The following is a 21589-nucleotide window of genomic DNA, read 5'->3' as shown; positions in this document are numbered from 1 at the left end:
AATTATAAGAACTCCTCACCACCGCCACCACCAAGCATAATTTCACCTGAATCTGATAGACGACGAGCTGTTGACAGTATTTCTTTTTGTGCTGCTTCTACTTCACTAATACGCACTGGTGCCATAGCTTCTAAGTCATCAGCAAGCATTTCTGCTGCACGTTTTGACATGTTACCCAAAATCTTCTCTTTAAGCGCTTCGTCAGTGCCTTTAATCGCCTTCATCAGTACATCTTGAGGCACTTCACGTAAAATTGCTTGAATACCTCGATCCTCTACATCCATTAAGTTTTCGAAGACAAACATTAAGTCTTGAATTTGTTGCGACATTTCTTCGTCATGCTCACGGATAGAATCCATTAACTGCCCTTCAACATTGGTATCGAGGTAGTTCATAATATCTGCAGCCGCTTTTAAGCCACCCATCTTCGCAGCTTGTGCGCCCGCTTGACCAGCGAATTGTTTTTCCATAATTTCGTTTAATTCTTGTAAAGCCGCGGGTTGAACTTCTTCTAAATTGGCAATACGCATGGTTAAATCTAAGCGCACTTTTTCAGGAAATTGCGCTAAAATCTCAGCAGATTGTTCCGGCTCTAAATAAGAAAGCACAATTGTTTGAATTTGCGGATGCTCATTACGAATAATATTCGCTACCTGCTTTGAGTCCATCCATTTTAATGAATCAAGCCCTTTGGCGCCTGATCCCATAACAATTTGGTCTATTAAGCTGGCAGCTTTATCTTCACCTAATGCAGCAGTAAGTGCTTTTTTGATAAAATCTTCAGACTGAAAACCTATCGTACTAAAGCTTTGAATTTGTTCGATAAACAAGTTGTGCACTGCGCTGATTTTAGCTTGCGACAAATCATCGATTGCCGCCATGGCCATACCTACCTTTTGCACTTGCTTTGGCTCTAAGTGCTTTAGGATTTGCGCTGCATCTTCTTCAGATAAACTTAGCAATAATATCGCCGCTTTATCTACACCATCGAGCTTATCAACATCAAACGCCGGTGGTAGTTGTTTTTGTTCTTGATCAGTCATCTTCTGTTAACCACGCTTTCACTACTTGTGATGATAGTTCTGGTTCATTGGCTACAAGGGCACGAACCGCTTTCAATAAGTCTTCGTCGCCATGTAGGTCTGGTAACTGTAGTGTACCATCGCTTGAGAAGCCAACTGAAGCAGAATCAAAGTCATTATTTAGCATATCTAATGTGCTGTCACCAAGGTCAACACCTGAACTAAGAGAGTCTTCATCATATTCTTCAAGAGTATTATCTGGGTAAATTAAGCGCTTAAGCATAGGCTTAACTACAGCTAAAATCAGTACAATAATAACCAGCGCACCTAATACTAAGCGCATCATTTTCATAAACCAGTCTTGTTCCCATAAAGGCAATTCGAAATCAAGCGCTGAGTCTTCACGAACAAATGGCACGGTCACTACTTCAAGTGCATCGCCACGTTGCATATCAAAGCCTACGCCACCTTGTAACAAGCGACGAATATTTGACAAAGCTTCTACCGAGCGTGGTGTCATGGTTGTTTCACCGTTTTCACCTACCGTGGGTAAGTAATCGACCGCTACAGACACACTAATTCTGCGGATCACACCCGTTTGCTGACGTTTATGAGAAATAGTGGTATCAAGTTCATAGTTACGGGTAGCTTCTTTGTGAGTACGACTTGGAGAGGTTGCAGTGCCTGCACCGCCAGCCATTGCATCTTCAGGTATCGTTGAGTTAACCGGAGGCTGATTAGTAAGTGCACCAGGAATACCTACCGCTAAACCACCGATATTATTTTCTTCGAAAGTGGTTTCACTTCTTACTGCCGGTAAATCTGGGTTGTAACGTTTTTGTGTTTCTTCTACTGCACTAAAGTCCATGCTTAAATCTACTTGGGCGGTGTAATTACCCAAGCCAACGACGGGAATTAGAATGCTGTCAATTTTTTCTAGGTATTCTTGCTCACGTTTACGCTCTAGGTCGTATTCTTTACGAGAGCGTGCAGCCAAAGAGGTTTGCGAACCTGAATTTAATAAGCGACCGTTTTGATCGGTCACCGTTACGCGAGAAGGCTCTAGCCCTTGCACCGCTGAAGCAATCATATCAACTACTGAGTCAACTTCTTCGCTATCTAGTGAGCGACCACGCTTAAGCGTTAATACTACTGTTGCTGAGGGTTTTTTCTCTCGACGAGCAAATACATTTTCTTTTGGAATAGCTAATAGTACTTTGGCGCGAGTAACGTTGTTTAGCTCTTCAATAGTACGGGCAAGCTGTTGCTCGCGACCATGTTTAAGGCGCTCACGTTCTAAACGTTGGCTTACTCCAAACCCCATGTCTTGCATAATAATATCGCTACCTGATGTCGGCCCTTGATCTAAGCCTTCACGGGTCATCAGTAACTTAATATTTTGATACTCAGTTTCATCAACCGACACCACATTACCATCAAGTTCATAGTCAATTTTTTGCGCATCTAAAAAGTCGAGTGTTTCAATTAACTCTTGAGTTTGCATTTTACCTAATGGGCGCATATCTGGCTGACGAGCCCAGATAATCACGAAGATAGCAATAGCCAAACAAATGGCCAATGCAACAATCAGGGTAATTTGACGTAAAACATCAACACCACCTAGGGCGCTGAAATAGCCTGATTTTTGCTCTTGTTGATCTTCAGTTTCACTTTGCTCCATCATGCCATCAGCAAGTGCCAGATCTGTTGATTGATTAGATTGCGCCACAATAATTCTCCACTACCTAGTTAAACAGGCATGTTCATAATTTCTTTGTAAGATTCAACAAGCTTATTACGAACCTGTACCGTAGCTTCAAATGCCACAGAAGACTTTTGCGAGGCAATCATCGCCTCAGCAAGCGATACGCTTCTGTCGCCCATCTCAACTGCTTTTCTTTTTTGTCCTGTGTCTTGCTGAAGCTCATGCACTGTATTAAGTGCATTACTCAACATATCACCAAATTGTGCTGTAGACGTTGATTGCACTTGCGTTGGCAAGTTATTAACTTGGTTACTACGCGTGGCTTCTGAAGCCATAGATTGCATTTCTTGAAATAAAGCACTGTTTTGAATTTTCATAATTGTCTCTGATAATGCAGTAAACTCTTAAAGAGAATAAAGCACAAAGCATGCCAAAAATAAAAACCAATTAAAACAATATGTTGAACTATAAATTTACGTAGTCAGAGTTTTGACAGCCCTAAAATGTGTTACTTAGTTTTAGGGCTGTTGAGGTTATGCTGGGAGGGAAATACCTAAATCGCGCATTTGCGCTAATTTGTAACGCAAAGTACGTGGACTTATACCTAAGGTTTCGGCTACTTCTTTACGCTTCCCTTGGCAACGCGCCAAGGTTTCTAAAATTATGCGATGTTCTTTATCTTTAAGTTCATCTTTATAACTCCCCGTGTCTAAGGCGAGCAAATCATTTTTTTGCTCATCTTCGGGCATTGTTTTTTCATCATAATAAGCGTTACTGAGATTACTTTTTATAGGCTCCGGCACTGTTGTTGTTTCAACCACAAACTGAGTTGGGGTTAAATTTTCGATAAAAATTGCATGCTCATCAATAGTACTGCCACTGCGTAAAATTAAAGCACGTTGAATAACGTTATCCAGCTCTCGAACGTTACCCGGCCAGCTATGGCTAAGTAGCTTTTGTTCAGCGCTTGTATCTAGATACGCCATTGGCTCTTTGCTTTTACTTAAGTGACGTTCAATTAAATGCTTAGCAAGTACAATAATGTCGCCAGGACGCTCACACAGAGGTCGCCACAGTAAAGGAAACACATTGAGTCGATAATATAAATCTTCGCGGAACTGATTTTCAGCAACGGCCTCTTTTAATTCGCGGTTACTGGTTGCAAGCACACGTACATCTAGCGAAATAGTTTTCCGACCGCCTAAACGCTCAACTTCGCGTTCTTGTAATACCCGCAGTAGTTTAGCTTGTAAGCCTAAATCCATTTCGGTGATTTCATCAAGTAAGATAGTCCCACCCTGTGCTTGTTCAAACTTACCCGGGCAGGCCTGAATCGCACCAGTAAACGCGCCTTTTTCGTAGCCAAACAAAGTAGCTTCAAGCATGTTTTCAGGAATAGCAGCACAGTTAATTGCTACAAATGGTTCATTGCAGCGTTTTGACTTGTCATGAATATACCGTGCCAGCACTTCTTTACCTGAGCCACTTGGCCCAAGTACCATTACACTGGCATCTGAACGAGCAACTTTACCTGCAAGTTCAAGTAATTGAATACTACTAGGGTCGGCAACAATAGGACCGTCTGTTTCTTTTTCCTTTTCAGGTAAGTAACGGCTCACCATGTTCAATAGCACTTCTGGTGCAAATGGCTTAGCCATATAATCAATCGCGCCTAGGCGCATGGCTTCAACCGCATCATCAATAGTGGCATAGGCCGTCATCATTAAAACGGGTAAATCAGGGTGATTTAATTTAATACTGCGTAATAAATCTAAGCCACTCATTTCGCCCATTTGTACATCACTGACCACCAGTGAAAATACATCTTTTTTTAATAACAACATGGCTTGCTCTGCACTACTGGCTGCCGTGCAAGCGATGCCCGACATTTCTAGAGTATCAATTAATGCTTCACGAAGTCCGGCGTCGTCTTCTACAACTAAAATAGTGTTACTCATGTGACTCCCCTAATTTAGATGTGACACTAATAGGCAGCAACATACTAAAAATTGCTCCCCCGTGTGGGTTGTTGTTTGCCTCAACCCTTCCCTGATGCGCACTGGCTACCGAACTAACAACGGCAAGCCCTAAGCCTGTACCTTGGCTTTTAGTGGTATAAAAAGGTTCAAATATTTTCTCGCTCTGGACTAAGTTAATGCCTGGACCATTGTCACTAACGCTAATGCGCACAAAGTCAGAGTCTTGTTTGTCACGCTGGGCGCTAAGGTAAACCTGCGCGCCACTGCCAATAACTTGAATACTGTTGTGAATTAGGTTTTGAATAGCGCTTGCTAATGCGGTTTTATTACCCATAATTTCTATATCGGGTTCAGGTAAGCTCACATTTAATTCGCTATCATTGAGCGCTACCATGGCATCGGCACCGGCTTTTACTTCACTGAGTAACTGTTGCATTGACACTTGCTCAACCACCTGTTGATCGCCACTTTTAGCAAATAGCAGCATGTCGTTTACTTGAGTTTCTAAATCTTTCAAGCGAGACATTAATTTTGTGTGAAAACTGCCGCGTGATGCTTCCGGTAAGCGCTTTGAGCCTAAGTTGGCAGCATACAACATAGCTGCTGATAACGGTGTGCGTACTTGATGAGCCAAAGATGCCACCATTTTACCTAACGCACTTAAACGCTGCATATGCGCGACTCGTTTTTGTAAGCGTCGGGTTTCAGTCAAATCGGTCATTAATATAAGTTGCCCTGGCTCTGGCGCAAGTGCGGTAATATCGAGTTTTATTAAGCGTCCATCTTTTAACGACACTTCATGACCATCATCTTGATGAGGACGAAATGATCGCTGAATAACACTAAACCACTTCTCACCTTCTAGTGGTTCACCGAGCATATCGATAGCAATTTGATTCGCTTTAGCGATCATTCCTTTACCATCGAGTACAATCACGCCCGCAGGCATAGTATCAACTAAATGAGAAAGCCAACTTGCCTGTTGACGCAAATCACTCAACTCACCAACATACTCCTCTTGCAGTAAACATGGGTTATACTGGTTAGCAGAAATAAACTGGGGTTTTAGCACACTTGCAAGGGCCATAATCAACTCTCTAAAATAATGTAGACACAGTAGCCAATGCACAATATGTACCAAAATTATTTACCAGTAAATTCAATAGATTAAACCGTAAAAATACGTGTCGTAAAAATGACGCGCAAAGGAAAATGCATGAATAAAGAGATTCAGTGCCGTTGCCCATGGTTAGATACAACAAAACCTGACTATGTGGATTATCATGATCATGAATGGGGCGTCCCTGTGTATGACGATCAACTACTTTTTGAGTTTTTAACATTAGAATCGGCACAAGCAGGACTCAGCTGGTATACCATATTAAAAAAGCGTGAGAATTATAAAAATGCCTTTGCCAATTTTGATGTACGCAAAGTAGCGGCCTTTACTGAACACGACATAGAAAAATTAATGCAAAATGCGGGCATAGTTCGCAACCGCTTAAAAATTGTCGCAACAATTAATAACGCAAAATGCTTTATTACTATTCAAGAAGAGTTTGGCAGTTTTAGTGATTATCAGTGGCGATTTGTTGGTAATAAACCTCAGGTAAACGATCTAGAAACACTGGCCGACTACCCTGCAGTTACTGAGGCATCGACGCTATTTGCGAAGGATTTAAAAAAGCGTGGCTTTAAATTTTTAGGCCCAACCACAGTGTATGCCTACATGCAGGCCTGTGGAATGGTTAACGATCATAGTAATAATTGTTTTAGGAAGGAAGAAGTTAAAAAGTTAGGCTAAGGGCGGGTTTCGGGTTACGAGACGCGAGGTAAATCCGCTGAAAAGTATAGCACAGAGTTTGCATTAAACGTAGTGTTTAGCTTTTCTAACCTAAAACCTAAAACCTAAAATATAACGCCTGCACTTTGCTCTTAATCCCTAGACAAGTTATATTTTTTCATTTTTTCGACCAGTGTGGTTCGCCTTACGCCAAGTACTTCAGCAGCACGGGCAACAACGTAATCAAAGCGCTCTAATGCCTGGGTGATTAAGTTAATTTCAAGCTCAGCTAAGTACTCCTTAAGCTCAATACCTTCATCGGGCAATAAACCCGGTGCCGTTTGAGCAAAATCATCTTCAAGGTCTATTTCGTCTTCACTAAATCCGCCGCTAAAAATATCATTAAACGCATCACGCTCCATCAGTTCTTCTGGATACTGTGGCTCATAGGCTTCAACTTCAATGTAGCGGTATTTGTTAGGTAAGTCAGGAACATCCACCACCTTGTCAGGGAACATAATAACCATACGCTCAACTAGGTTCGCAAGCTCACGAATATTACCCGGCCAAGAATGCTCTTTTAAACTATCAATAGCACGCTCTGTAAACTTAGCCGTAGTACCGCTTTGTTCATTTACACGGCGCATTAGCTCTTTAAGTAGCAAAGGGATGTCTTCTGCACGTTGAGCAAGTGATGGACTCTCAATAGGAAAAACATTTAAGCGATAGTATAAATCTTCTCGGAATGAGCCTTTTTCAATCATGCTTTCAAGGTCGCGGTGGGTTGCAGCAATAACACGTACATCGGCTTGAATCGCTTTGGTACCGCCAACGCGCTCATAGCTACGCTCTTGTAGTACTCGCAGTAACTTAACCTGCATTTGCAGCGGCATATCCCCTATTTCATCTAAAAATAGCGTGCCACCTTGCGCCAATTCAAACCGGCCTTTACGTGCTGAAATAGCCCCGGTAAATGCACCTTTTTCATGGCCAAATAGTTCACTTTCTAATAACTCCGCAGGAATTGCCCCACAGTTTACTGGTACAAATGGGCCTTTGTTACGCTTAGAAAGCAGATGCACATTACGAGCAACCACTTCTTTACCCGTGCCCGACTCACCTAAAATAAGCACGTTGGCATCGGTTTTAGCAACTTGAGTAATTAAAAAGCGTAAATCTTTTACGGCTTTGGTTTCACCTACAAGTCCATCAAAGGTGCTTTTTTCTTTATTATGTTGATGCTCATGAGGCAGCATACGCTGATATTGCTGGCAATCATGTAGTAACTGAGTGGTAACTTCATGAGTAAATGGCTCACAAATTAGTCCAACAACATTGGCGAGACTCAGTAGCGGTTTGAGCGTTTCACCAATCAATAAAAAAGGAAATGTTGGGTATCGTTTAATTAAACTTTCATGATCTAAAGACTGCAACGCCCCTAATACCACAATACATTCTTTATTTTGATAGTGACTACATGCCTGCTCAAAGTCAGCTTCTGTTTGCAACTGTACCGCCTCACCAATAAAAGTAAGCGATGCATATAATCCAATAGAGCGATTATTATTATTATCTAAAATTAAGATCATTTTTAGCGAGCCATTTATTTCACTAATTTGTTTTATTAATCAAATTGTAAGCCAGTTGGATTTGGATGCAAGTAATAGCGGCGATTTTTTGACATTAACGCCAAAAAACAGACACACCGCCTGAAAAGTCAATACTTTATAACTAATAACTCTTTAACTATTTATAACGGACTACCCACTTAGGATGAATTACCTAACACATTTTTGCCATTGGAAATGATACGATTTCACACAGAAGAAACTCATAAAAACTGCTATTATTACTTAAAGGTGTGACTGTTTTGGCCGATAAGTAATAGTCAAACTTATGTTGGAACTAAACTTGCTTAAGGTTCTACACATGTAATTAAAATTTAAGGAATTACCTATGGCGCACGCATCAATCAATAAATACCGTCAAATTACAGTTAGCAGCGTTAAAGAAATGACGCCTTATGATCAAGTCAAACTCGTGTTTGTTAATATTGTTGGTAAGTTATCAGCTGCTAAAGGGTTTATTGAACGTAAAGAGTTAGAAAAAAAAGGCAACGCAATCTCTGATTGTATTGTGCTACTTGGTGCTTTGCAGCAAGTATTAAATTTTGAACACAATAATGAAGTATCAACTAACTTAGACTCTTTGTACGATTACTGTCAGCGCAGCTTATTAACCGCGAACCTTGAAAATAACATTGATAAAATTGATGAAGTAATCACCTTAATTAAAGAGATTAAATCAGGTTGGGAAGCAATTCCATTCGAACAAAGAGAACCACAGTCATAATGGTTTTAAAGCAGGTTACAAGCTCACAAGTTAAAGATAGTGAGACTCGAGCATATTGCAATGAGCTAGTAAGTTTGATTGCTGACTCAGAAGATTGGGATATTGAGCAAGCGCTGAATATTCATAATAAACTTGATATTCACATAAGTAGCTCACTTTCTAGAGAAAAAACTCATTATTCAGCCACTGAACTTGAGTTTTTAATTAACCTAATAGAACAGCTATCTGTTAAAATAGATAATCAAAAGCAACTATTAGCGGTTAAAATAGTTGGTAATCAAAAAAATAAAAAAGCTGTAAATAAGTATAAATCTAATATTTAAAAACACTGCTTGCCTTAGCTAACCCCCTATTTTATTCCCCTTTACAGAGTGATTAATTGATTTATCACTCTGTATTTTTATAGCCTGAAAGTTCACTATAAACCAAGCGTTGTTAATTACCAATAAGCGAACAGGTATAAAAAAACCTGACTAACAAGCCAGGCTTTATTTACTAAACAATGCTATTTAGCTAGACTTTTTAGCCACACCCGGTAGGTTAGCTAATTGTTGCTGCAAGTAACTTCCTGTCGAGTTTAGGTTAGCAACTAATATATCCATGGCATTGTATTGGCTATATAGTCGCTCTTCATACTTTTTCATTCGGCTATTAAATGCATCAACTTCATCTTGTAGCTTATCGAGTTGTGTTTCACGCCCTTCAATACGTGAACTAATAATACCATCAGAGGCCGTATAACCTTTAATAACAGTATCTAACTGGCCAACAAAACCATCACCGTCATTTTCGCCAACAAAAAACGTTTGGATAGCTTGTGGATCACTTTCTACGGCAGCTTTAAGAGCGTCAGAATCAATACTTAACTTACCTGAGCGCTCAGTTCTAATACCAAAGTTAGCTAAAAAGTCGGTATTACCATTACCCGTGCTAAATTCAGATGTTAACATCGAGCGTACTTGGTTTACAGAGCCTCTAAGTAATGAATCACCCGCAAGTGCACCAACGCCCTCTTCAGCGCTAGAGCGACCGAGCTGATTTGATAAATCAATAAATGCATTAAACTTCTCTACAAACGACTTTAATCCAGCAGCAACATTATTATTATTTTCAGTGATAGTTGCTTTACTTAAATCATCGTCTGCATTGTGAGTTTTTTTAGCATTAATGGTAACGCCTTCAATAACATCTTTAAACTCATTGGTACTGCTTGAGGCCACAAGCGTTCCGTCAATCGTAATTGAAGCATCCGTCGCTGCTGTTACTTCGTTTAAGTTTTCAGCATACGTTGTTGATGTTGTATCACTATCATACGCAAGACGAGACAAGCCAGACAAGTCTGTATTATCACCATCACCGACATCATCAACTACAATTTTTATTGCGTTTTCTGCGCCGGTTTCTTTACTTGATAACACTAATCGCTGCCCCGTATCATCGGTAATAATAGTAGCATTAACTGAGTCGTTATCGGTAGAATTATTAATCGCGTCACGTATATCAGCCAGCTTTGCTGTGTCTGACACATTTATGTCAAAACTGTTAGAGCCAGAACTAATCGTGAGCTTACCCTCTCCCACCGCTTCATCGCCAGCTATAGCATTTGATGTTAGCTTATGGTTCTCAGCCAAACTATTAACTTTAATCGAGTAATTATTGGTTTGCGCGTTTTTTTCAGAGCTTAAAGAAACAAAGTCGTCACTGCCACTGATAGTGCGCTTTTGAAAGTTTTCGATGTCACCCAATGATTCTAGTGAACCATTAAGCTCTTCCAAAGAGGCTTTTAGGGTACCTACTGCAGATATATCGGTAGTAAAGTTTGCTTGCTGTTTAGTTACTCGAGCTTGGTAAGGGCTTTTTTCAGCATTCACTAAAGCAGTTACAATTTCATTAACTTGAAGCCCTGAACCTATACCTGTAAATGAAATAGCCATAATACTTACCCTCTTAAATTGCTCAAACTAAACTTTAAAATCAACTAACACGCCAGTGGCTTCCGCTAATTTAGCAACAATTCCTAACACTTCTTCAGAAGGATACTGCTTAACTAAATCACCACTTTCTTTATCAATCACCTTAATAACATTACGGCCAGAATCCTCATCCACTTTAAACTGTAGACTACGGTTCATTTCGCCCATAAAGTCCTGCAATTGCTGTACCACCTTCTCTAGTTTTTCAGGTGATAACTCTGTTTCAGAAACTTCACTATTACTTGCAGTGGTGGTGATGGGTGTATTCTTTTGTTCATCAGCATTTTGCTTAACTTGTGATGGGGTTTGGTAACTTGAGGTAACCTCACCTTTTTGCGCTGAGCTGATATTTAGATTTAAACTTTGCGTTTCCATAATTCGCTCCTACTATAAAGCGATATAAAGCTTTATACCTATACAAGAAAGGAAGGGTTGCCCCTTCCTTAGTAGTTAAGTATAGAGCTTATTGTTAAATTAACCTAATAAGCTAAGTGCTGCCTGTGGTAACTGGTTAGACTGAGCTAAGATTGTTGTACCAGCCTGTTGCATAATCTGGTTCTTAGTTAGTTTAGCTGTTTCTGCAGCATAATCTGTATCTTCGATACGACTTTTAGAAGCCGACACGTTTTCTGATACGTTTGAAAGGTTAGCAATAGTGAAGCCAAAACGGTTTTGAACCGCACCTAAGTCTGCTCGTTGTGCATCAATTTGCGCAAGCGCCGCATCAATTGTTTGAATTGCATCTTGTGCACCTTGACTTGTTGCCCCAGAAATATCAATAGTTTCAACTGATGTCAAAGAGCTTGTAGAAGCACTAAATAATTCAGTTTCATCGGCAGTTCCATCATTAGAAATACCAATTTTGTTCGGTGATGATAAGTTTATTTCTGATGTTTTTGAAGCCGTTGCTGTAGATGCAGTTACTCCATCAAATGTTAAACCACCAGCTGGAGTACCTGCATCCATAACAGATTCAATACCATCCACACCTGTTGCTTTAAGTGTAATTTCACCAGCATCAGAATCGTAAACTGCATCATACCCATCGGCAACCATATCCTCAGCTAAGCGAGCCATATCACCACCGTAGGTACCTAAATCATAGTTGTCATCGCCAACATTGATTGTTGCGTTATCTGTATTAGTGATACCAGCAATAGTTACTTCTAAGCGAGCTTCAGCAACTACGCCTGTAGCAGCAGCATTTATTTTTGCTGCAGCACCATCAGCACCATCATTAGCCCCAAGAGTAACATCGACACCATTAATATTTAGTGTGCCTGCTGTTATAGCTTCATTTGTAGCCATGTCACCAGCTGCAGCTACTGCGCCAAATACAGAACCAGCACCATCAATTTCATTTGCACCAAGCGCATCTGCTGATACATCACGCAAAGTTACGTTAATTGTTTCGTTAGCGTTTGAACCTACTTGGAATTGTTTAGTACCGAACGAACCATCTAGTAAGCTTGTACCACCAAATTTAGTCGTTTCAGCGATACGAGTAAGCTCTTGCTGTAATGCACCAACTTCTTTTTGTAGTGCCGCACGAGCGTTAGCATCGTTTGAACCATTTGCTGATTGTAGAGATAGATCACGCATACGTTGTAAGATGTTTGATGACTCTTGCATCGCACCCTCAGCAGTTTGCGACATTGAGATACCATCGTTAGCGTTACGCTGAGCAACACCTAAACCATTAATTTGTGAAGAAAGACGGTTAGCAATTTGTAGACCTGCCGCATCATCTTTCGCGCTATTGATTTTCATACCAGATGAAAGGCGTTGCATTGATGTACCTAACGCATCGCTAGATTTTGATAAATTTCTTTGTGCATTTAGTGATGCAACGTTAGTATTTACTGATAAAGCCATGTTATAACTCCTGATTACTTTCGTAATGTAACTAATTGATTTTAACCAAGAGCCATCACAATAAAAATCTGTTCAAGCTCCGTTCTAATTAAGTTAACGGCCGTTATAAAATTACCTTTAGCTTTTTTTTTAAAAAAATAATAAAAACTTTTAGTTGATTGAAATACAAACAAAAAAGCCAAGCAATATCGCTTGGCTCTTTTATAGTTAGCGGGTATTAGCCACCTAAAAGACTTAATGCGGCCTGTGGTAACTGGTTTGCCTGAGACAAAATAGTAGTACCGGCTTGTTGCATGATTTGGTTTTTAGTTAACGTTGCGGTTTCAAGCGCGTAATCGGTATCTTGAATACGGCTACGCGAAGCTGACACGTTTTCAGATACGTTAGCAAGGTTGGCAATAGTAAAGCCAAAACGGTTTTGCACCGCACCTAAATCGGCACGCTGAGTATCTATTTGCGCCAATGCAGCATCAATTGTTTGAATTGCCGATTGAGCCCCCTCACTAGTTGTACCACTAATATCTATCGCTTCAACCGATGATAACTCACTCAATGCGCCATTAAACATCTCTAGCTCATTCGCTGAACCATCATTTGAGATACCAATTTTATTTGGTGATGACAAATTAATTTCTGACGTTTTTGAAGCCGCCGCTGTAGCTGCAGCAGTTCCGTCAAACGTTAATCCACCAGCTGGAGTACCTGCATCCATAACAGATTCAATACCATCAACACCCGTTGCTTTTAGCGTAATCGTTCCAGCATCAGAGTCGTAAACTGCATCATAACCATCAGCAACCATATCTTCAGCTAAACGAGCCATTTCGCCACCATATGTGCCTAAATCATAGTTATCATCACCAATATTAATTGTTGCATTATCAAGGTTTGTTACTCCACCAATAACTACCTCTAAGCGAGCCTCGGCTGTAACGCCTGACGCGGCTGAATTAATCTTATTAGCAACCCCATCGGCGCCATCATTGGCCCCGAAAGCCACATCAGTACCATTAATATTTAGTGAACCAGCAGCGACAACTTCGTTAGCGGCCATACTGCCTGCGGCAACTACACCAAATACAGTGCCTGGCCCATCAATTTCATTAGAACCAATGGCATCGGCAGCAACATTACGTAAGCTTACATTAATGGTTTCATTGGCATTAGCACCTACCTGAAACTGTTTAGTACCAAATGTACCGTCAAGTAAGCTGGTGCCACCAAATTTAGTAGTATCTGCAATTCGAGTGAGCTCTTGTTGCAGGGCTGCCACTTCTTTTTGCAGGGATGCACGGTCAACTGCACTGTTTGAACCATTCGCTGATTGCAGTGATAAGTCACGCATACGTTGTAAGATGTTTGCAGACTCTTGCATCGCACCCTCAGCGGTTTGCGCCATTGAAATACCATCGTTGGCATTACGCTGAGCAACCGTTAGGCCATTAACCTGAGAAGTTAGTCGGTTGGCAATTTGTAAACCTGCAGCATCGTCTTTTGCGCTATTAATACGCAAACCAGATGATAGTCTCTGCATTGAGGTTTCAAGTGCCATGCTAGATTTAGATAGATTGCGTTGCCCATTAAGTGATGCAACATTTGTATTTACGCTTAAAGCCATTTTACCATCTCCTAGTTTCAATCAGAATGTGGTTCAAAATATTTAAGCAAAACCACACTTTCTATGACTAGCTAAATGCATTAGTTGTGCCAACTAACAAAAAAAAGTTAAACCCCTGTTTTATAACAACTAAATTGGGTTTATTGCGGCTTTAAATTGAGGGCTAGCGTTTTTTTGACAGAAGAGAAAAAAGGGGTGACAGTTTTTTGCCGCCTTGTTAAGGCAAGTTATTACCTATTTTTGTTAAAGTAATAACCTGCCTTGGATGGTATTTATAAATAATCGAATAATGAAAGTTTAGCCAAGCGACCAAAAGTCGCCATCGATCTGTCTAAACCTGCCTCCTGTTTCGCGAGTTCACTAATGGCTGCAGCAGGATCAATTTCAATTAAGCTCGCTCTGTTGTCTTGATTATTAATATCTAAAGCACTGTTTGAATCGGTCACACGCTCCACCACGTTCATACGCCCACCAAGACCAGCCTGAGTAAACACAATTTGCTCACTGGCATTTTTAAGCTGAATTAACCCATCCGATAACGCTTGGTTAATTTGCGCTCCATCAAGTTGTTCATTATTTAGACTAGTGATCAGATCTTCCAGCGTATTAAGTACATTTTCTTTACCTGGCTTTTCAAGGGTAAAATCAAGTTGGCCGGGGGCTACACCTTCAAGTTGAATTTCCATACCGGCAAATTCAATCGGCTCATCGGTTACTTCACCAGTAACAGGTGGTACTAGAGGATTACCATCGCGTAATATTTCATATTGATCAGGCGCTGAAGGCGTTGCACCAGGGATAACATTAACGTTATAGGTATTGATCGTTGGAGAAATAAGCGGATCTGGGTCTGAGTTATAATTATCTTTATGAAAGCGATCAAACTCGCCTTGGTTTTCAACATAAACAGTCCCTGCGGTAATGCCGCCTGATGGCGATCCATCATTCGACACGACATCAAGACGTGCATCAACTCGTTCAAATACATTAAAACCATTATCACTTGACTTGATCTCAACCCCTTTTGCGATCGTCACTTCATGCTGGCCTTGATCGCCTTGGTATTCGTATTTGCCATTAGTGCTATTAAATGTATAGGTTTGAATATCGTCTTGATAGCCAGAGAATAGGTATTTCCCCCCTTCTGATTGACTATTCATTAAGTTAAGCAGCGATTTTTGCAATTCTTTTAGTTCACTGGCAACTGAAGCCAAATCACTTTGACCTAACGAACCATTGCCCGCTCGTATGGTTAGCATTTGCGCCTCTAAAATAGTGTCGTTCATACCTTTAAGTATGCTTTCTTCGGTTGATAAGCGACCATTTAGCTGCTTTATATTTTTAGTTAACTGCTCATTGGTTTCTATTTTATTGGTGTACAACATCCCTTGCGATATAGCAGCTGGGTTTTCAGAGGTACTCAAATACTTTTGACCTGTGTTTGCTCGCTCTAAAGCGCCTGCAACGCCCTGTTGATTATCTAAAATTTTATTAATTTGACTTTGATACATTAAATTATTTGATAAACGCATAATTACCTCGCCGCACTCAATAAGGTGTCAAAAATAGCTCTCGCTGCAGTTAATACTTGAGCTGATGCAGCATAAGATTGCTGGAAACGCAGCAAATTAGCCGCCTCTTCATCTAAGTTTACGCCCGACAACGATTCGTACCAGGCTTCTGATTGTTGTGCTAAAGCGTCGAATGCAGCCCCGTTGGTTTTTGCTTGACTGGTTACTACACCAACATCGGTTACTAACCCAGCATAGGCTTGATTCAACGTTTTATGATTATCAGCTGAGGCGCTCGCCACTACATTTTGACGTACTAAATCGGTGTTTTGTAAGTCAGCAAGTTTTTGACCATTGCGGTTATCATCAAAACCGCCTTCATTAAATTCTAAATTAAAGGTATCGCCCGTTGCTGGTACGCCTTCAATATTAAAATCAAAGCCATAACCATCGTATGGTGGCCCGGCTTGAGCGAGTATATTGTTAGCAGGCGGTGTAACCGTAAACGTAGTTGTGCCATTACCATCAGTAAGTTGATATTCGTTAGCATTGGCTGTTTTAACAATGCTTATAGGGCCATTTGCTAAATCCAAAGGATTACTAAAACTGCCAGTAGTTACATCGCTCACATTACCCGGTGAAATACTGCCTGTGCCTGTATTATCAAGGCCGTCTGCTGTTCTAATTGGAGAGGCCAATGCAATGTCTTCGCCCCGACCTGTTGTCAGCGATATATTACCTGCCGCGCCACTATTAAGTTTTACCTGAAATTGGTCACCGACATTACCGGCTCCGGTTACGTTTAGCTCTAAACCAAACGACTCCCCGCTGGTGATAGCTGCTGAATCGATAATGCCACTGGGTGGGATAGTTGCTAAAGAGGCTGTGCCTAAAGGTTCACCTTTATTATCAATTGGCTGAATACTTACTTCGTTAGGATTACCTGTATATGTAATCACAAAGTCACTGGCTGGCAGTTCACTGCCTTTACCTGCCTCAACGGTTGCTGACATATTAGCTGCTCCGGTGTTTGCTTGATAAACAAAAGCACTGACCGTTGGGATATCAAAAATATCCCCTCCGAGCTCACCGTTTGCATCCATACCTAAACGGTTTTGCTGATTAAACGAATCAGCAAGCGCAATACCCATCTGGCCTATTTGATTTTGTGCAGGCACCAAAATATCGTCTCTAAATGCCAATAAACCGCCAATTTTACCTTTGAGTTTAGTAGGGTCTATATCTAGTGGCACAGCCTTACCGCCATTTACATCTAAGCGTAGCTCTTTAAAATTAGTATCAGGATCGCCACTGATCGAAAATAAGTTAAATGCCCCATTTTGCATAACAACCGCTTCACCTGTTCCCATAAACACTTGTTTTTCACCATTAGGGCCATCAAGTGTTTCTATATCAATCAGCTCAGATAAATCACGTATTGCTTTATCACGCTCATTGTAAGCTGAGCTCGCATCGGCTTCGTTTTTAGTACCATGAACACCCGCAATTTCTTGATTTAACGAACTAATACTTTCGATTAACGTATTCGCCTCTTCTGAAAAAATTTCTAATTGCTCATTAACCACTGCTTTTTGCTCTGAAACGATACCTGCTAGTCGATCCATTTGATCAATCAGGTTTTGCGCATCACTCATCACCAACGAACGCGCAACTGTTGATGAAGGTTGATTAAGAGCTTCTTGCACGTTATTAAACATTGAGTTGATACTAGTTGATAAGCTGTTTGATTTTTCTGAAAAAATTTGATCAACCCGACTCGCTTCACTAACAAATTGATCAAAAAAGCTTTTATTTGAAGTATCTCGGTTTAATTGCTTTTGCGCAAACTCATTCAATAAACGATACGTTTGACCACGGCCTACCTGATTATCAATCATGGTGGTAAATTCGGTGCGCTCACGTACATACCCTTCGGTATTAACATTTGCAATGTTTTTACTTGTCGTTTGCAATAACTCAGAGTTTGCTCTTATTCCTGAATTAGCAATGTTTAATAAATTAAACGACATGTTACTCTACTCCCTGGCGGATCACGCTTGTGGCGATATTCTTCAATTCGTTACTGTTCAGCACTCTTTTTATTTTGTCTGCATAGTTAGGATCGGTTGCATAACCAGCTTTCTGTAAAGAGTCTAAAAATTTATGCGGCTTTGCCGTATTGTTTAATGCATCTTGATAGCGCGGGTTCTGTGTTAAAAAATCCACAAAATCATTCACGCTATCTTTTATCGAATCATACGATCTAAAGCTTGCTTGCTTTTTAACAGCAGCACCTTGCTCAAACTCTAAAGTGACTTTACTGGCCTTTTCACCCTGCCAACTTTTATCTGACTTAATATTGAATAAATTGTTTGAGCTATTTCCATCACCTTTACTAATAATATGTTTACCCCAGCCAGTTTCTAATGCTGCTTGTGCGACCATAACCGCCGGATTTAAACCAATTTTTTTAGCCGCTGTTTTTGCGTGTTCCCACACGGTGCTTACAAACTCCTCAGCATTTTCAAATGTGCCAGACGCTATGTTTTGTTCACTTTTTTCAGCTGAATCAACGAGCGGTACTTTTTCAGTGACCTTTTGGTTTTCTTGATGAGGTAAGGTGCCACCCGCACGTTGGTCACTAAAGAAATCTGACTTTGTGCGAAGAACAGAGCCTGGCATAAAGTTTTTTCCATCTGGCGATAATTGCTGCACAATTAAATCTGCAAGACCCAAAGAGCCATTTGATGAAAGCTCGGTAGCCATCTGTTGGTCGTGCATTTCTTCAAAAAACTTCACGCCACTAGCATTAAACGGGCTTTCTTTATCTTCGAAAGCTTCATTGGCTTTGCGCATACTTTTAAGCAGCATTTGGGTGAAAATAGCTTCAAATTGTGCCGCTGCTTTTTTTAACGCCGCTTTAGATGCATCGGTTGATGCATCACCGCTGTTTAGAGCATCTCGACGCAAAGAGTCTAAGTTGCCTAAATCAAAAAAGTTTTGTTTATCTAGATGATTTGTTTCCATCAGCTTTTTGACACAATAATTAATAATATCTAAAGCAATGCAATAATTGAGCCAAAAGAAGAGTAGCGATGAAAGGTTAAGGGTGAAAGGTTAAGGGTTAAAGACCCTAGGCCCTAGGGCTTAGAGTCTTATAAAACTAAATTACAACAAGCTGACCGTTAATTGCACCGGCTTCTTTGAGCGCTTCAAGAATAGCCATTAAATCACCCGGGGCAGCTCCTACTTCATTAATTGCACGTACTAAGTCATCAAGACTTACACCAGGGTCAAATACAAAAGCGCGTGAATCATCTTGATTAACATCAATAATACTTTGCTGAGTAACCACGGTTTCACCCTCTGCTAAAGGATTTGGCTGCGCTACATTTTGTTGTTCCGCAATCGTTACTGTTAAACCACCGTGGGTAATTGCCGCAGGTTGTAATTTTACATTTTTACCTATAACAATGGTGCCGGTACGTGAGTTAACAATTATTTTTGCCGAAGTATCCGCTGGTTTAAACTCTAAGTTTTCAAGAGTTGATAAATACGATACGCGCTGCGAGGCATCACGTGGGGCAATAACGCGAATAGAGGCTGCATCGAGTGCTTGAGCGCTATTTGGACCAATTAAATCATTAATGGTTTTCTCTAAACGTTTAGCAGTAGTAAAATCAGGGCGGTTTAAATTAAAAGTAATATAGTCATTTTGCATAAATGGGCTTTTAACAGCACGCTCAACGGTTGCACCATTTGGCACGCGTCCTACCGTTGGCGTATTAATTACAACGCGACTGCCATCAAGCCCCTCAGCACCTAGGCCACCTACAATTAAACTGCCTTGAGCGATGGCGTAAACATTACCATCAACCCCTTTTAAGAATGTTTGTAATAATGTGCCACCGCGCAAGCTGCCTGCACTGCCAATCGATGATACGGTTATATCAATAGTCTGCCCTGGCTTTCTAAATGGCGGGAGTTCAGCATGAACAGCAACCGCTGCAACATTTTTAATTTTTGGCTTTAAACTAGCTGGTAACGTAATACCAAAACTATTGAGCATGCCTTTAAAGCTTTGCTCGGTAAAACGGCTTTGCTCACCAGTTCCCGGTAAACCCACTACCAATCCATACCCGACTAATTGGTTTGAGCGCACCCCTTCGACCATAGACACATCTTTAATTCGCTCAGCACTGGCAGTAAATTGCCAGCCTAGTAGCACCATAAAACAAAAAACTTTAAAACCATTCATGTCGAATGTCCTCTAAAAGGGAAACAATGAGCTGCTAAAGAAACGCGTTAACCAACCCGGGCTTTGTGCCTCTTGAGTTTGACCCTTACCTGAATATTGAATACGCGCATTCGCAATTCGATTAGACTCAACAGTATTATCAGCATTGACATCTTGCGGGCGCACTAACCCTTCTAGGCGAATAAATTCTTCACCGGTGTTTAACGTTAGCCATTTTTCACCGCGAATCACTAAATTACCATTTGGTAGTACTCGCATCACGTTAACCGAAATATCGCCAACTAAGCTGTTTGATTGATTCGATTTTGAGTCACCTTTAAATGAGGAGTCACTGCCAATACCAAATTGAATGCTATCGCCACCAATATTTACCGGTAAACCACCTAAGCCAATAACAGGGTCGAGGCTGGCATCGGTTTCTTTATCTGTTTCTGTTTTAGCTGCTTTAGTCGCTTGGGTCGACTCTTGTAATTTAACAGTAATGATATCGCCTGTTCGCAGTGCTTTTTTATCGGCATAAAGATCATTCGATAATTGAGTACTGAACAAAGAGCCGGTTGCGACTACTGGCTCCATATTAGGCTCTGGATACATAGGTGCATAATAGGGATCGTCTTGTACTACCTCATTATTTTGTGTAGCTACACAACCACTTAATAGTAAAGTTCCTACTGTAAATAACATAATATTACGCATACAATCCCCCAAAACTATAACTGTTGATTGATATAACTCATCATTTCATCAACGGCTGAGATAACTTTTGAGTTCATCTCATAAACGCGCTGCGTTTCAATCAAATTAACTAACTCTTCGGTCACATTTACATTTGATGTTTCAAGTGAACCTTGAATAATCGTACCTAAACCTTCAACACCCGGATTACCTTGAACAGGCGCACCACTTACCGCGGTTTCGGTATATAAGTTTTGCCCTATAGGCTCAAGGCCCGACGGATTAATAAAATCACTAATCGTGATCTGACCAATAACCACGTTTTCGGCCTGACCTTTTACGCGAACTGACACTTCACCATCTTGAGATACGGTGATCGACTGTGCATCGTCAGGTACATTCATTTCAGGCTGAACAACATAACCAGCACCCGAGGTCACAACACGCCCGTCACCGTCAGTAGTAAATTGGCCGTTTCGCGAATATGCAATATTGCCATCTGGTTGCAGTACTTCAAAAAACCCAGGACCAGAAATCATCCAATCTAATGAATTTTCAGTAGTGAGCATATTACCTTGCGAAAAGTTTTTTTGGTTAGCCACTACCTTAGTACCCGCACCAAGCATTAAGCCTGACGGCATTTCGGTGTCTTGCGATGAGCGACCGCCTGGTTGATTAATATTTTGGTAAAGCAAGTCTTCAAAAATAGCGCGGCTTTTTTTGTAACCTACTGTACTGGCGTTCGCTAAGTTATTTGATATAACCGATATATCAGTTTGTTGAGCGTCAAGCCCTGTTTTACTTATCCATAATGCTGGATTCATAATAATATCCTCAC

19 protein-coding genes are annotated in these 21589 nt (G+C 40.8%); 3 read left to right on the top strand and 16 right to left on the bottom strand.

The window, feature by feature from the left end; genetic code table 11:
• Positions 1–2: 2 nt before the first annotated feature.
• The 5 genes from fliG to AN392_RS15455 all read right to left on the bottom strand — a co-directional run bounded on the left by fliG (position 3) and on the right by AN392_RS15455 (position 5793).
• Positions 3–1043, bottom strand: coding sequence for a flagellar motor switch protein FliG (fliG, locus tag AN392_RS15475; RefSeq protein ID WP_010387902.1), 1041 nt, complete (start codon positions 1041–1043; stop codon positions 3–5).
• On the bottom strand, positions 1036–2751 hold the full coding sequence (fliF, locus tag AN392_RS15470) for a flagellar basal-body MS-ring/collar protein FliF (RefSeq protein ID WP_054201723.1): 1716 nt from the start codon (positions 2749–2751) through the stop codon (positions 1036–1038). Before fliF ends, fliG begins: the two co-directional genes overlap by 8 nt.
• Before the next feature lie 20 nt (positions 2752–2771).
• Positions 2772–3104, bottom strand: coding sequence for a flagellar hook-basal body complex protein FliE (gene fliE, locus AN392_RS15465; RefSeq protein ID WP_010387900.1), 333 nt, complete (start codon positions 3102–3104; stop codon positions 2772–2774).
• 156 nt (positions 3105–3260) lie between these two features.
• A complete protein-coding gene (locus AN392_RS15460; RefSeq protein ID WP_054201724.1) occupies positions 3261–4685 on the bottom strand; it encodes a sigma-54 dependent transcriptional regulator in 1425 nt (474 codons plus the stop codon).
• Positions 4678–5793 carry a PAS domain-containing sensor histidine kinase gene (locus tag AN392_RS15455; protein ID WP_055013206.1) on the bottom strand — a complete coding sequence of 372 codons (1116 nt, stop codon included), beginning with the start codon at positions 5791–5793 and terminating at the stop codon, positions 4678–4680. Before AN392_RS15455 ends, AN392_RS15460 begins: the two co-directional genes overlap by 8 nt.
• 129 nt (positions 5794–5922) lie before the next feature.
• Between AN392_RS15455 and AN392_RS15450 the strand changes: the two genes are divergently transcribed.
• Positions 5923–6510: a DNA-3-methyladenine glycosylase I gene (locus tag AN392_RS15450; protein ID WP_055013205.1), complete on the top strand. Its 588-nt coding sequence runs from the start codon at positions 5923–5925 to the stop codon at positions 6508–6510.
• A 131-nt stretch (positions 6511–6641) separates the two neighbouring features.
• Here AN392_RS15450 and AN392_RS15445 read toward each other — a convergent pair whose 3' ends face one another.
• A complete protein-coding gene (locus AN392_RS15445) occupies positions 6642–8078 on the bottom strand; it encodes a sigma-54-dependent Fis family transcriptional regulator (RefSeq protein WP_055013204.1) in 1437 nt (478 codons plus the stop codon).
• 367 nt (positions 8079–8445) lie between these two features.
• Between AN392_RS15445 and fliS the strand changes: the two genes are divergently transcribed.
• Together fliS and AN392_RS15435 are read left to right on the top strand one after the other, a co-directional pair.
• Positions 8446–8841: a flagellar export chaperone FliS gene (fliS, locus tag AN392_RS15440; protein ID WP_055013203.1), complete on the top strand. Its 396-nt coding sequence runs from the start codon at positions 8446–8448 to the stop codon at positions 8839–8841.
• Positions 8841–9164: a hypothetical protein gene (locus tag AN392_RS15435; protein WP_200908289.1), complete on the top strand. Its 324-nt coding sequence runs from the start codon at positions 8841–8843 to the stop codon at positions 9162–9164. Before fliS ends, AN392_RS15435 begins: the two co-directional genes overlap by 1 nt.
• A gap of 186 nt (positions 9165–9350) precedes the next feature.
• Here the strand turns inward: AN392_RS15435 and fliD are convergent, their stop codons facing one another.
• From fliD to flgG, 10 genes are all read right to left on the bottom strand, one after another.
• Positions 9351–10775, bottom strand: a complete 1425-nt coding sequence (gene fliD / locus AN392_RS15430; RefSeq protein ID WP_055013202.1) for a flagellar filament capping protein FliD — start codon at positions 10773–10775, stop codon at positions 9351–9353.
• Between the two features lie 27 nt (positions 10776–10802).
• Entirely contained in the window at positions 10803–11189 is a 387-nt protein-coding gene (locus tag AN392_RS15425; protein ID WP_054201727.1) for a flagellar protein FlaG, read from the bottom strand.
• 99 nt (positions 11190–11288) lie between these two features.
• Complete coding sequence (locus AN392_RS15420) at positions 11289–12689, bottom strand: flagellin (RefSeq protein WP_010387889.1); 1401 nt, start codon at positions 12687–12689, stop codon at positions 11289–11291.
• Positions 12690–12906: 217 nt separating this feature from the next.
• Positions 12907–14307 (bottom strand): flagellin, encoded by a 1401-nt coding sequence (locus tag AN392_RS15415; protein ID WP_055013201.1) that lies wholly within the window; start codon positions 14305–14307, stop codon positions 12907–12909.
• Between the two features lie 272 nt (positions 14308–14579).
• A complete protein-coding gene (gene flgL / locus AN392_RS15410) occupies positions 14580–15839 on the bottom strand; it encodes a flagellar hook-associated protein FlgL (protein WP_055013200.1) in 1260 nt (419 codons plus the stop codon).
• Between the two features lie 2 nt (positions 15840–15841).
• A complete protein-coding gene (gene flgK / locus AN392_RS15405) occupies positions 15842–17848 on the bottom strand; it encodes a flagellar hook-associated protein FlgK (protein ID WP_055013199.1) in 2007 nt (668 codons plus the stop codon).
• Position 17849: 1 nt separating this feature from the next.
• The gene (flgJ, locus tag AN392_RS15400; RefSeq protein ID WP_055013198.1) at positions 17850–18845 is read right to left on the bottom strand and encodes a flagellar assembly peptidoglycan hydrolase FlgJ; all 996 of its coding nucleotides are present in this window, start codon (positions 18843–18845) and stop codon (positions 17850–17852) included.
• Between the two features lie 136 nt (positions 18846–18981).
• A complete protein-coding gene (locus AN392_RS15395; protein ID WP_008113075.1) occupies positions 18982–20076 on the bottom strand; it encodes a flagellar basal body P-ring protein FlgI in 1095 nt (364 codons plus the stop codon).
• Between the two features lie 12 nt (positions 20077–20088).
• Positions 20089–20772 carry a flagellar basal body L-ring protein FlgH gene (gene flgH / locus AN392_RS15390; protein WP_010387881.1) on the bottom strand — a complete coding sequence of 228 codons (684 nt, stop codon included), beginning with the start codon at positions 20770–20772 and terminating at the stop codon, positions 20089–20091.
• A 14-nt stretch (positions 20773–20786) separates the two neighbouring features.
• Entirely contained in the window at positions 20787–21575 is a 789-nt protein-coding gene (gene flgG / locus AN392_RS15385; protein WP_010387879.1) for a flagellar basal-body rod protein FlgG, read from the bottom strand.
• Positions 21576–21589: the final 14 nt, after the last annotated feature.

It is taken from the genome of Pseudoalteromonas sp. P1-16-1b (assembly GCF_001401785.1).
Taxonomy (GTDB): domain Bacteria; phylum Pseudomonadota; class Gammaproteobacteria; order Enterobacterales; family Alteromonadaceae; genus Pseudoalteromonas; species Pseudoalteromonas undina.
The sequence above is the reverse complement of the archived record's forward strand: the minus strand, read 5'-3'. Positions and strand labels throughout refer to the sequence as shown.

Coding starts and splice junctions, on each gene's coding strand:
- fliS (WP_055013203.1), top strand. CDS start 8,446: ATGGCGCACGCATCAATCAATAAATACCGTCAAATTACAGTTAGCAGC.
- AN392_RS15395 (WP_008113075.1), bottom strand. CDS start 20,076: ATGAATGGTTTTAAAGTTTTTTGTTTTATGGTGCTACTAGGCTGGCAA.
- fliD (WP_055013202.1), bottom strand. CDS start 10,775: ATGGCTATTTCATTTACAGGTATAGGTTCAGGGCTTCAAGTTAATGAA.
- AN392_RS15415 (WP_055013201.1), bottom strand. CDS start 14,307: ATGGCTTTAAGCGTAAATACAAATGTTGCATCACTTAATGGGCAACGC.
- flgL (WP_055013200.1), bottom strand. CDS start 15,839: ATGCGTTTATCAAATAATTTAATGTATCAAAGTCAAATTAATAAAATT.
- AN392_RS15450 (WP_055013205.1), top strand. CDS start 5,923: ATGAATAAAGAGATTCAGTGCCGTTGCCCATGGTTAGATACAACAAAA.
- flgJ (WP_055013198.1), bottom strand. CDS start 18,845: ATGGAAACAAATCATCTAGATAAACAAAACTTTTTTGATTTAGGCAAC.
- AN392_RS15425 (WP_054201727.1), bottom strand. CDS start 11,189: ATGGAAACGCAAAGTTTAAATCTAAATATCAGCTCAGCGCAAAAAGGT.
- AN392_RS15435 (WP_200908289.1), top strand. CDS start 8,841: ATGGTTTTAAAGCAGGTTACAAGCTCACAAGTTAAAGATAGTGAGACT.
- fliE (WP_010387900.1), bottom strand. CDS start 3,104: ATGAAAATTCAAAACAGTGCTTTATTTCAAGAAATGCAATCTATGGCT.
- AN392_RS15420 (WP_010387889.1), bottom strand. CDS start 12,689: ATGGCTTTATCAGTAAATACTAACGTTGCATCACTAAATGCACAAAGA.
- AN392_RS15445 (WP_055013204.1), bottom strand. CDS start 8,078: ATGATCTTAATTTTAGATAATAATAATAATCGCTCTATTGGATTATAT.
- AN392_RS15460 (WP_054201724.1), bottom strand. CDS start 4,685: ATGAGTAACACTATTTTAGTTGTAGAAGACGACGCCGGACTTCGTGAA.
- flgH (WP_010387881.1), bottom strand. CDS start 20,772: ATGCGTAATATTATGTTATTTACAGTAGGAACTTTACTATTAAGTGGT.
- flgG (WP_010387879.1), bottom strand. CDS start 21,575: ATGAATCCAGCATTATGGATAAGTAAAACAGGGCTTGACGCTCAACAA.
- fliG (WP_010387902.1), bottom strand. CDS start 1,043: ATGACTGATCAAGAACAAAAACAACTACCACCGGCGTTTGATGTTGAT.
- AN392_RS15455 (WP_055013206.1), bottom strand. CDS start 5,793: ATGGCCCTTGCAAGTGTGCTAAAACCCCAGTTTATTTCTGCTAACCAG.
- flgK (WP_055013199.1), bottom strand. CDS start 17,848: ATGTCGTTTAATTTATTAAACATTGCTAATTCAGGAATAAGAGCAAAC.